A 13,083-nucleotide genomic window follows, 5' to 3' on the forward strand; every position below is an offset into this window, starting at 1 on the left:
ACGGTGCAGATGCCGAATCCAGTGAGCCATGTGTTCGCCCGGCCCCGTCCATAACGGGGCGCGGTCGTGGATATGCAAGGAAGTACTGTGCCTGTCCAGCGATCTGTCTGTGCGACGGGAGAACTCCGAGTGAACGATTGCAGAGTGTGGCGCATTACCGGACCCTGGGGCGTTTGCCGGGATCTATCGACATCCGCAAAGCGGGTCGATTCAAGACTTCGAGGTCTGGCTCACATGCTCCGAGTGTATTTCGCTGCTCCCGAGAAGCGTGTGTTTCGCTCCTTCGCATCGCCGCCGTTCCGCAGTAGGATCGGAGGATGGAAAACCCCGCAGGAATTCTCAGCCTGTGCGGCGGAGCTCCTGGTAGAAGAGAAAGCCCTCAGGTAGAACAAATATGAATGAATTTCATCATTTTACTCAGCTACTTGGCGATATACCCGCCACGTTTTGGGGTAGTGGGATTTGTTCAGGCATCAGGACGTAAGCGTAAACCCTGGCCCGGTGACGTGACCGAGTCTGTTCCAGAACGAACTCAAACGTTTCCTTGGTCGCCGGCCCTTCAAGGAGCGGGAGACGGTGGAAGCAACTGAACGGAATGAAGTGAAGGCCTTCGGCTTTCTGGAACCGCTTCAGGCCGTATGGCATGGTGTTATCGTAACGCCGCTGGGATCTTGTGCTGGTTACAACGGAATGCCCCCACCTGCCGGATATACCCGATTCTGCCACTCAGTCGAATCCTGCTGGAGATTCGACTGGAATGCTGTCATCCTTTGCACGCAAACCTGCCATCCGAAACCTGGGGCGAAGGAGGCGCATCATCTCGCCGGAGGCGAGATCAGATGTTTACCAAAGCGTTACTGACGAAGTGCGCGGTGATCCATGAGACCCACTGCGGCCTCATTTACGCCGGATACAACTAGAGGAATGTGGACAATTCGGCATCTTCTGAATCAAACTACTCATATCTTTCGTTCTTGCTCTGGGAGCTTCAATGTCGCGCTTTGGTGTAATGCTTGGCCTTGCCCTTGGTGTGTGCTTTGTCTTCAACTCTTCGGGAATCGCACAAATTCCATTCGGATATCAGCATCTCAGCACCCGGGGGCAGCCTTCCCACGTACTCTACGATTCCTTTCATCAGCGCTTCTATGGCGCAGTTCCCGACGAAGGTGCCGTCTATGTCATCGACGAGGCTACCGGCGGAGTGGTGCAGAAGATAAGCGTTCCGTCTGCCTACGGACTCGACCTCTCAGTCGACGGCACACGCCTCTACGTGAGCAGCAACGTGACCATCCTTGGACACGCCTCCGCCCAGATGATATTCGAAATCGATACATCTACCCTCCACGTCGTCAACATCATCCGACCCACTGTCAACTACACCGGATTGGGCACATCACCTCTGTATAACAACGTGCCGCAATTCCTCGCCGCTCTCTCCAACGGCAAGCTCGCCTATACCGCAACTTCCATCGGCGCCACCGGCGGATCTGTCTTCCTATACGATCCCTTCACGACTCTTTCATCATGGATCAACCCTCCAAGCTACTACGCAGGCAACCTGTACAAGTCCTCTAACGGCGACGGCTTTGTTATCGCTTCTGAAGACACCGCCGGCGAAGCCGTCGCCGTCTTCGACACTGCCTCCGGCACCTACAGTGCCAACACCTACTTCAGCTCCACCAACAACGGCGATATCGTCATGAGTCCCGATGGCACCATGGTTCTCCTCGGCGGACATATCCTCTGCAATCGATCCCTCCAGGAAATCGGCGATCTCGCCGTCCAGGGCCAGCCAACCACTCTCGCCTGGACCTCCCAGGGCTCCAGCTTCAGTCCCGACGGATCGAAGATCTACGTCGCATCTAGCCTGAACACGACCGTCACACTTCAAGGTGGCGGAACATCCTCCTACTCCAATCCTGTCATTTACGTCTACAGCTCTTCCTCACATCAGCTTCTGGCCACAGCTCCGCTGCCCGAAGGTAGCCTATCCTTCCGGACGGGCTACAACGGCTTGGCGGTCGGCAACACCGGCAAAGCCATGCTCATCGATAACGCCGGCTTCCTCATCCTCGATCCCTCAAAGGCTCCTGCAACCCTGCCCGGCGCTTACTACCAGGCCTGGAACAATGCGTCGCCCGATGCCGGTTCCGCCACCTCGCCTGGGTCGATGACCCTCAACGGCGCGGGGTATCGCGCCGGCGCCGCCTCCTGGTTCGGGAAATCTCCCGCAAGCACAACCTACGTCTCCCAGAATGTGCTCAACGTCCAGCCCCCGCCCGGCAAGCCCGGCCTCGTCGATGTCACCATCAGTTTCCCCGATGGCTGGGCGATCCTCGCCCCCAACGCGTACAGCTACGGCCCCGTCATCACCAAGCAGACTGCAAATGCCGGAAGCACCGAAGGCGGAACCACCGTAACCCTCTACGGCAACGGATTCGACGCAACCAGCGGTTCCCCCACCGTTACTGTTGGCGGCGCTACAGCTACCGTTACCTCGGCCCGCTACAACACCGTCAACTTCACCACTCCGCCCGGCACCGTGGGCCCGGCCGACATCCAGCTCACCTCCGACTTCGGCACAACCACCGTCCGCGGCGGCTTCATCTACATGACGCAGAAGCTCATCCCTTCCCTGCTGCCCAACCAGATGATCGTCGACAACGCTCGCAACCTCATCTATGTCGCCGACGCCAACACGGGAAACGTCTATTCCGTAAATGCTGCAACCCTCGCCTCCTCGGTCTTGTTGACTCCTCCCAGCGGACGGGTGACAGCCCTGGCCATATCTCCCGATGGTTCTGAGCTCCTCGCAGCCAACGCCTCCGCCTGCACCCTCGACATCATCGACCTCACCACCGGCAAGGACATGAAGACTATCGTCCCCACCCCCGGCAACCAGACCGGCACCTTCTACCCCACAGATTTCGTCGTCACCGCGAGGGGCACCGCCCTGGTCAGCATCGCCAATGCTCAACTTCTCGATAATGGCGAACTCGTCGAAGTGAACCTCACCACCGGAGCAACCACCATAGTCCTTGGCTTTACCGTGGCCAATACCTTGCTCACTTCCTCCGCCGATGGATCCCTCGTCTACATCGCCCAGTCTTCCCGCGGAGGAAGTTCAGGAAACTTCGCTCCCATGCTCTGGTCTGCGGCAAGCGACAGCATCATTAAATCGGGAAACGCCGGAGAACTTGGCTCCGATGATCTCAGCACCACGGACATCGGCGATCGCGTCATGGGTGAGTGCTACACATCCGATCAGGTTGATACCTGGCTTCGTTTCGCCACCGTCTGCGAGCCCGACTCCCAACTTGTCTCCGGTCGCTATCCCGTCTATGGCTCCACCATCCACTCCAGCGGAAGCCTCGGCTACATCCCCACCACCAAAGGCGTCGAGATATTCGACATCCACCACGGCCAGACCATACTCACCATCGGCAATGCCGCCGGATCCCTCGCAGGACTAGACAACCTCGCCGTCAGCCATGATGGCAGCCGTCTCTACGTCGCGCAGCCCAACGGCATCGCGGTCTTCGCCCTGCCTTCCGTCCCGCTCTCCATTGGTAGCATCACGCCGTCCAACGGCGACGCAAGCGGCGGCCAATCCGTCGTGCTCCGGGGCAGCGGCTTCGTGAACGGCGTAACCGTCACGGTCGACGGCAATCCCGCCACCGTCCAGTTCGTTGACTCCACGAAGCTTTTCCTCACCATGCCCGCCGTCACTCCGGCAGAAGATGTCGTCACCGTCACCAATCCTGATAGCACAAGCTACACGCTCGACGCTGCCTGGAATGCCGCTCACATCACATCCTCTATTCCCACCCTTACCTCGCTGACTCCCTCACAGGCCTACACCGGAGAAGCCCTTCCCCTCACCGTAAACGGCACCGGCTTCGTTCCTGACTCCGTCGTCTACCTCAACGGCATCGCCGCTGAAACGCAATTCATAAGCACCACCGAGCTCACCACCCAGATGACGGATCTGCCCGGCCCCGGAACCCAGCTCATTACCGTCCAGAATCCTTCCAACACGCAAATTTCCAACTCGCTCCCGCTCACCGTCTCGGATGCCTCGCCTGTTCTCAACACCATCACCCCATCCAGCCTCCCCGCCGGCTCTCAGGCATTCGAGCTTACCGCCTTCGGCAACACCGTCCTTGCCCCCAACAGCGTGGTCCAATGGAATGGCTACGCACTTCAATCCCAGCTCATCGACTCAAGCCACATCGTCGCCCAGGTGGCCGCATCTCTCGTTGCCTCTCCCGGAACCGCATCTATCACCATCTATTCTGCCGGCGCAAATCCTACTACCTCCCCCGCCGAAACCTTCACCATCACCCCTAGCGTCGCCTCCGTGACGATCAACAAATCCTCCATCGTCCTCGGTCCGGTGCTCGCCGGCGGCAGAGCCACCACCACCTTCGCCATCACCTCCACCGGTGCCATTCCGCTCGTCATCACCACCATCACCTCCAGCGACTCCAACTTCACCGTCAGCGGATGCACCTCTGCCCTCAGCCAGGGTCAATCCTGCACCGCAACAGTCTCCTACACCCCCGTAAACAACTCCGGCCTCCAGGGTGAATCCGGACAACTCACCATCAACAGCAACGCCTCTTCGCAGCCATCCCTCTATGTGCAGGGATTCTCCGGATCGGTGGTGTTCTATCCAGGTACGACCCAGTTGTCCGTTACAGCGGGACAAAGCACGACGGATACCTTCAACGTGGTCTCCTACGGTTACATCCCGGCATTCACGGCCCAGTTCGCCTGCACCGGCGCACCGGCAACCTCCACCTGCACCGTGAGCCCGGATTCGTTCTCGGTGCCCGAAATCGATGGAAATGGAAATGGCAGCGCCAACTTTACTGTAAACATCACCACACAGGCTCCCACCAGCGGATCGCTTCGGCGGTTTCCGTCGCTGCCCGAAACGACAGCCCTCGCAATTCTGCTCTTCCTTTTTCGTTCCCAGCGGGGAAAGCACACGGCGTGGCTCGCCGGCGTCTTCCTTCTCTTCCTGCTCACAGGCATGACTGCGTGCGGTTCGGGAGGGAATATAGGCGGAGGTGGAGGCGGAGGTTCTAAGGGCGGAACCCCTCCAGGTACCTACACGCTCACCGTGACCGCGACAATTCCAGGTGCAGCCCCGGTGACGCAGACATTGAGCCTTAAGGTGAATTGAGGCGAAACGACGCAATCCGGTAGGGAGAACAATTGCAATCCGGAGAGAATCCCGGGAAAGACGGATGGCTTTGAAAGCGTTCGCCGAAGCGGGAGTTCGCGCCAATCACCGAGTTCCGAGCGTGTCGTGGACGACGACCTACCTCGTTACGGAGACGGACGCGACCACCGCAGCCCGCGAGCGGAAGCGAGCTTCGTTAGCCTTGCAGAATCTTCGGACTTCTTCGATCCAACTTGGATACCAAAGCCAAGTCGTTTCGGCGACGAGTACGCCGAACTTACCTGGCTCGCGCTTTGCGTCGAGCTCTTTCCACAATTCGGTGTGCTCATGCATCGTGAAGCCTGGAAATCCTTCAGTCTTCATCATCGCAACAATCTGTCCGGGGCGGTACTTCACCTTTTCAGTCTCCTTGACGTAAACGCGGTTCATCTCGTCCGACATCGGCCCCGCCGGCACAAATTCGACAAGTTTGTCGGCGGTGGCTTTTCCGTTTGCCAGTTTTCGAATGAACGCTACCCTGAATGAGAAACGCGGATCGTTAAAGTCAGCGTCCGTCATGTCTTTCTCGAAATCGGTGATGTATGTCCGAATGTTCGGCGGAAGGTCTGTCTGGAACAACAATTCCTTCGCGGCGTTCTCATCAAAAGTCGAGAACTGAATGCTGAATGCCTGCTCCTTCTCGAGTGAATGCGCGTCTCCGAAATGCTTCTTGATCGCGGCATTGAAGTTGAGCGCAGCAGACATGAACTTGGCGCTCAACTGATTGTCAATTTGTGAGGTTCCCTGATGCTCAATTTCATGTCGAATGCCGATGAGAAAAAGAAGATTCTGCTTCACGATTGGGTCGATTGGAGACTCCCTACAGCCAAGACAATCCTCTAGGCTCCAAAGTCGCACAGCGCCCCGGGGTGTGGTCGCGTACTTTTTGCGACCGGGCATGCGGTCAAGCTGCCTGTAATCAATCTTTTGTTTACGGTAATAGGCATGGAGCAGGTAGGTCCACGCAATGACCGTCGTGACTATGAACAGCTCTGATTTGAAGTCGATCTGCGGATTGTTATAGATCTGAACGGCCGTGAGCATTGCCTCACGGGCCTTCTTCACCAGTTCGTGTGAAACAGACCAGACGCGCCGAACACGCTTTGCCATAGTGCACTGAGTTTAAAGGAGGGCGGGCAACGAGATCAGACTTCAATCGCCACGCAGACCGCCTCTGCCGAGGCAGAAAAGAATGGGTCTGAGGAGGAATCTCGACTAGCGCATCGTCGCCATAATCATTCGTCGACTACCGATTTGTAATGAAATGTCGGCTTTTCGTCAGTTTCCCGAATAGAGAATTTGACCGGATTATCTGTGTTTCGGCACACCGAACGCACATCGTCCAGCCGGCTGTTCTGAATGCCTATGCGTGAAGCCGCGTTTGGACTGCTGATGGCCAGTCAGGCGACCGTTACCCTCCGCTCGGTTGAACTTCTTGACGATTGTGAATTGTCGATCTTCGAATACATACGCATCACTCAACGATCCTTAACTGTCGTCATCTGGGAGTCGGTGTCCTCACTGCTTCCGGACAAACGGTTAAGACTCTGGAATTGTTCATTCAGGAGACCCGGCCCGACAATTGCACCATCAAGATGGCTGCCGCCCGGAATGAAGTAGTGCCACGGGGCTAAGGTTAGTCGAGGGATGCACCTGAGGGTAGCTTGAGGGTAATCGTCACTGGCGCCGGAAGCGTCCCGGATTATCTTAATGATCTGGAACACCTTACGCTCGGGTGGCTACAATGAATAATCAATCGATTCCCGCCTCAAGACGGCGCCGTAGAGTACACCCTGTTCGGGGGAGCCTGAATGCCTGATCCACGGGACCTACTAATCTGCCTTCTTGATTACATCAAGGAGCAAGCCAAGCAGATCAATCCGGCTGCGTACCGACTAGCGAGCGGGAAGGGCTTCCAGCGCCAGCGGGGCGACATTGCCGGATTACCCGGCGTCGAGTTCGATATCAAGGTCGCCGGGGACCATGTTTGGCTCAAGGTCCCGCGACTGGTTGCCGAACCGCCTCCTCCGCCTCAGCCTGCCTCGAAAGCACTGATCCGCTTCAGCTCTGACCCCAATGGTCTGCCTCCTTCCATCGATGAGCCAGCGCTAGCCAGACAAATCAATCAGCGTGTGGACGCGGCCAGGGTACGGGACGAGCCGATTGACGTTGCCCAAGTCGAGACGCGGGCGAAGGCCGCCGCCGCCGAGGCCCTTTCTGCATATTCAGCTTTGTGGACGAGGTGGGCCACAGGTGAAAAACCGCGCCGCCGAACCATCGCGCTTTACGGAGACTTCTTCACCTTGATGCACCAGATAGAGGCTGAACAGACAAGTAAGCCGCAGGAACTGATCTGGGGCATCGGGATCTCGTCTTGGCTGCTGAAGACGGAGAAAGCTACCGTCTTTTTTGAGTATCCGCTTCTGACCCAAGCGATGGAGCTGTCGATCGACGACCACTCGATGGCAATCGAGATTCGTCCAAGGGCTACGGACACTCAAGTTGAGCTCGATGCTTTCATCGCCTGCCAGGTGTCGGGAACCATCGAAGTGGAGCGAAGCGCCATGGCGCAGCTCACCAGACAAAAGGACCGGCCGACGACGCCCTTCGATCCCGGAAGCTACTCAGATGTACTCAAACTGATTGCCGGCAACCTGGACAGCGAGGGTCAATACAAGGAAGTCCTGAACCTGAATGGCACGGCTCCGCCAGCGGGCGAGCACCTCGTTGTAACCGACGCTTGGGTATTGCTCTCTCGGCCGCGGACGATCAACTACCTCTTTGAAGACCTCAAGCGTCTGCAGGAGAAGCTCGAAGATGGCTGCACGATCCACGAAGGCCCCCTCGCACTGGTAGTGGAACCGTCCGACGAGCCGCTCAAGTTTGAGCCGATCACATTCCGCGGCTTGTCAGGTCGCGGATCGACAACCGGGGGCGGGGAGGTCGAAGAGTTATATTTCCCATTGCCCTACAACGATGAACAAGTAACCATCGTGCAGCGTCTGAAGCGCGCGCCCGGTGTAACCGTTCAGGGGCCGCCGGGAACAGGCAAGACGCATACCATAGCGAATGTCATCTGCCATTACCTTGCGAGTGGCAAGCGCGTGCTCGTCACATCTCGCGGAGAAGCGGCGCTCTCCGTTCTGCAGGACAAGATCCCGGAAGAAGTACGTGCACTCACAGTTGCCTTACTCACCAGCGATCGGGACGGCATCCGACAGTTTCAGGGCTCCATCGAGGCGATCCAGCACAAAGTCTCTCAGATCAATCCGGAGCTTACCCGCCAGGAGATTGAGCGTCTTCGCGGGTCCATCGACCGCGCCCACGCCGAACTCATCACCATCGACCGACGAATTGACGAGATCGCACTGCAACAGCTCTCGGTGATCGAAGTGGATGGCGTTGAGATGCGTGCCCAAAAGCTCGCCGAACTCGTGGTGTCCGGCAGAGATAGGCATGGCTGGTTTGACGACGAGATCACCTTGTCCCCGCCACATGCGCCTCCGCTCTCGTCCGACGAAGCCAGCCGACTCCGTGAGGCTCGCCGGTCACTGAGCAAAGACTTGGTCTACGTGACCTCCCGCGTCCCGTCGCCGGACAGTTTCCCGTCCGTAGCAACCATCTGCGACCTGCACGATGTCCTCGTCAAGAGAGGTTCCATCGAAGAGGAAGTGCGGAGCGGCGGGCTGACACCACTCAAGGCGAACACCCCCGAGGTCTTTGAAGCGGCCCGCGCTCTGGTGGTTCTACTCGAGGAGATGATCGCTCTCACCTGCGAACTGAAGGATGCCGGTGAGTCCTGGCCGTTCGAACTGAGAAAGAGATGCGGCCATGTCTCTTTTGCGTCAGAGCGTTCGGCTCTGGAGTCTCTGCTCGAGGATCTGGACACATTAGTCGAGGCGCGAGCTCAGTTTCTCAAGTTCCCGATCGCTTTTCCCACTGAGGCCCTTGAGGATGGGAAGACGTCCGACGCCGTATCGAGAGCGGCAGAGACAGGCAAACCATTTGGATTCCTTGCTCTTGGGACTGGCGACGCGAAGGAATACATCGCCGCGGTGCGCGTTCAAGGCAGGGCTCCTGCGAACCGGGATGACTGGCAAAAGGTGAAGGAGTGGATTGCACTCCACGAACAGGTGCTGACCTTCGAGACGCGGTGGAACACCCTCCAGCATCTGCTCTCCGTACCTGCCTTGGCCGGAGGCGTCACCTCGCTGCGGCAACTAGAGCTAATTGCACTGTCTGCTCGAAAGGCACACCGGCTGGCATGTCATTTCGACGTGCAGCTTGGAAAGCGTGCAACCGAGGTTTTCGGGAATGGTTTCGACGTTGGTACGCGGACCGACCGTGCGGACCTGGAAGAGATTCGCCGCCAACTCGGGCAGCATCTTGTATTTGCGAGCCTGTCCAGCGCCGCGAACCAACTCAGCGACGTCCAGGAAAAACTGGCTGGAAAGACAGGTCCGGTTTCGGAAGCGCTGAGGGCCTTTGTGCGCGATACGCTCGGCAACGAGAAGATAACCAGAGAGCGCGCCGGGGCGCAATATGCTGAACTGATCGAGGAACTGCGACGAATTGCGGCGCTCGCAAGCTACCTGTCTTTCCTGGCAGATGCAACCAATCGAATTGAGGTAGCAGGCGCTCCCAAACTGGCTGCGCGCGTCCGGTCCGTGCCGGTCGGGGCGTCAGGCGAGGACATCACCTTCCCGACGACCTGGAAAGAGGCCTGGAACTGGGCACGAGTGCGAACACACCTCGACCAGATCGAAGCGCGAGAAGAACTGTTGACCTTGGCGCGTCGGCGGCGCGACGTCGAAAATGGACTTGCACGCTTCTACCGAGAAATGGTGGCAAAGACAGCTTGGCTCGCCACCAAACAGAACGCGACACCAAGGGTTTTGCAGGCTCTGGCGGGATATGCGACCGCAGTGCGGAGAATCGGCCAAGGCACAGGGCCGAATGCCACGCGCTACAGACGGGATGCTCGCGAGATGATGTACGACGCCGCTGGCGCGGTTCCGTGTTGGATCATGAACCACAGTCGGATTTCTGAGGCCATGCCGGCAGACGTCGGCGCGTTCGATCTGGTGATCGTAGATGAAGCGAGTCAGTCGGACCTTTGGGCTCTTCCTGCAATTCTCCGCGGCAAGAGAATCCTGGTAGTCGGCGACGATAAGCAGGTGTCGCCGGATGGCGGATTTATCGAGAGCACTCGCATTCAAGAGCTGCTCGACCGATTCCTCACCGAACAGCCGTTCAAAGCTGAGATGACGCCGGAGAAATCGCTCTACGATCTGGCGGCGCGCGTTTTTGCCGCAGACCAAGTGATGCTTCGTGAGCACTTCCGTTGTGTGCCGCCAATCATTGCGTACTCGAATCGCACCTTCTACCAGAATCAGATCCTCCCGCTCCGCATCCCTAGAGCGTCCGAGCGCATCGAGCCGCCGTTGGTCGATATCTATGTCGAGGGTGGGCTGCGCGACGCACATGACCGCAATGATTGCGAAGCGCAAGCAATCGCTGATGAGATAAGCGCAATCCTTGCCAATGAAAACTTTGCCCATCGAACCATCGGAATTGTGTCCCTTCTCGGCAGTGAGCAGGCGAAACATATCGACTCGGTGGTCACACAGAGGTGCGATGCCGCCGAATTGAGGCGACGGAGATTTCTGTGCGGTGATGCGCGGGCGTTTCAAGGTAGCGAGCGGCATATCATGTTTCTTTCAATGGTCGCCGATCGCCGGAACTGCAAGGCATTGTCTGGAAGTATGTTCGACCAGCGATTCAATGTCGCGGCGAGTCGTGCCCAGGATCGGATGTACTTGGTGCGTTCGATCGTCGCCTCCGATCTTTCGGACAAAGACCTCCGGGCTAGTTTGCTTTCCCATTTCGATAAGCCGATGGTGCTCAATACCGAAGACACCACCAAGCTCATCGATCTCTGCGAATCGGGATTCGAGCGCGATGTGTACTCGGAGCTCACCCGCCGCGGGTACAGAGTTATTCCCCAGGTGAAGACCGGGGCCTACAGGATTGATTTGGTGGTCGAGGGCGCAGGCGACGTACGACTAGCCATCGAGTGCGATGGCGACGAATACCACGGGCCAGATAAATGGGCGCACGACATGAACCGCCAACGCATCCTCGAAAGAGCGGGTTGGGTTTTCTGGCGGTGCTTCGCCTCAACCTGGGCCCTGCGCAAGGACGAGGTAATTTACGAGCTCTGCGAGCGTCTGAACATGATGGGCATCGAGCCGCTCGGCGCACTCGAACACACAAGCACGATGGTGGAGAAGCGCGTCTGGCACGCCCCTGTTGAAGAGTCGGTCCTGGCCGATTCGGGAGCGGAGGAGCTGCAATCGCGTTTGCTTTGATACCGCCGGCTCTCTTGCTAGAGCTAAAGAGAGAGGGTCCTCAGCCGGCAGCCCAATTCGACGACATGACAAGATTTACCCCGATTCCGTTCGTTAATATCCGACTGCGTTACGAAGGCTAGGTGTCCGGGTTTCCGGATCGCGGCCGACGTAGATGTGTACCAGTCATGCGCTGGATCCGCAGCGAATAATCTGGCCAGTTTCGCGGGCCATATCCCCTCCTAAGGCGGAAAATGCTGCGCACGTGTGGCACACGTTGCCGCTGCTTAGGATTCGGTTTTATGGGCAGATCAGGGAATGGGAGACCGGCTCAGGGTTCACAACTGCTGTTTTTCCGACGCCCGGCGGGTTGGCCCGTAGTCGGGCCCACGACCGGCACACTCGGGCGGAGGAGATCGGGTTTTATCGGAGTGCAAGAGGGGTGTTCTTGATCACGGGAATTCAGTGACGGAAGAATTCACTGGCTGTAGCGGCCCGAATTCGCGAGTTCCCAACTGATCAGCTCGATCCCTGGGGCGATGATATCGACCTGCGTCTTAGATAACCGGAATCGGACCTGAGGATAGATCTGAGCCACATTTCCCCGCATACAAAGGAAGAGGCTATCAGAACTGCTCGGCCACTGAGATGGGTGATCCCCGTCGCTGGACAAAGGGGATTTGATCTCTGTCAGGCAGGCAGGCAGGCAGGCAAGCAGGCAGACGAGCAAGCAGGCAAGACGGACGATAAGCGCCATCCCGGACCATCCCGGACCATCCCGGAAATAATGGGAAGGGCCTCGGACAGACAGGGCTCAGGTGGCGCAGTTTTCAGGGTGTGCCGGAGTCAGTTGGCGCAGTTTTGGAATCATGTGGCGCAGTTTTGGACGTGGTGAGCGAGGCCTGGCCGGCGCCGGTAGGCAAAGCCGGTAAAGGCGGGCAATCATGGCTGCAGACTATGCTTCGCAAGCGATTCATATATATGGATATATCTGAGTATTCCCGGCGTTTACGGTAGTGCTTTTCTATGATTCCAAAACAGGGCAAAGGACGAAAATCCCTATCTCCCTGAAAGGACAGTCCTTCCGCTATCGAGCCATAGGTGCGGCCAAGCAGACCGTGCATGGCTCGAGCTTCGCTGTCACCTTTATCCTCACGGTATTGGACCAAATCCACGCTCGATCAGTTCCTGATTGATGTTGTCACCGCCGGCCAGGATGACAGCAGAAACATTCTCAGCGTTCTGCGGTGAGCCTTTTGGAACAACGGCCCTGATGCTTGTGCCTTGTGAGAGAGTGCTCGACAGGTATTTGGTCAGGTCACTGCGACGAAGATCAACCTGTTGGCTGACTGCCTCGCGGGTCAGGTCATTCTGCTCGCCGAGCAGGCGCGCTGCCATATCGGCCGCGCTCAGGCCGACAGTCGAGAACTTGAAGGTGCGGCCGGGAAACTCCTTGAGCGACACTCCCCAGGCGCCGGCGGACTCGACGGTGCCCGATATCTC

Annotated in this window: 4 protein-coding genes; 2 read left to right on the plus strand and 2 right to left on the minus strand. The window is 57.9% G+C overall.

All coding sequences use genetic code 11. The features are described 5' to 3' along the window. Positions 1-991 precede the first annotated feature (991 nt). Entirely contained in the window at positions 992-5,191 is a 4,200-nt protein-coding gene (locus VGL22_RS08205) for an IPT/TIG domain-containing protein (RefSeq protein ID WP_465266419.1), read from the plus strand. 138 nt (positions 5,192-5,329) lie between these two features. On the opposite strand, the gene VGL22_RS08210 is transcribed toward VGL22_RS08205, so the two are convergent. Next, positions 5,330-6,340: a DUF3644 domain-containing protein gene (locus VGL22_RS08210; RefSeq protein ID WP_465266420.1), complete on the minus strand. Its 1,011-nt coding sequence runs from the start codon at positions 6,338-6,340 to the stop codon at positions 5,330-5,332. A 701-nt stretch (positions 6,341-7,041) separates the two neighbouring features. Between VGL22_RS08210 and VGL22_RS08215 the strand changes: the two genes are divergently transcribed. Next, positions 7,042-11,601 carry an AAA domain-containing protein gene (locus tag VGL22_RS08215; RefSeq protein WP_465266421.1) on the plus strand — a complete coding sequence of 1,520 codons (4,560 nt, stop codon included), beginning with the start codon at positions 7,042-7,044 and terminating at the stop codon, positions 11,599-11,601. A 1,131-nt stretch (positions 11,602-12,732) separates the two neighbouring features. Here VGL22_RS08215 and VGL22_RS08220 read toward each other — a convergent pair. Continuing rightward, positions 12,733-13,083: hypothetical protein (locus tag VGL22_RS08220; protein WP_465266422.1), on the minus strand; the 351-nt coding region annotated here is incomplete at its 5' end.

The organism is Occallatibacter sp. (genome assembly GCF_036502485.1).
Taxonomy (GTDB): Bacteria; Acidobacteriota; Terriglobia; order Terriglobales; family Acidobacteriaceae; genus Telmatobacter.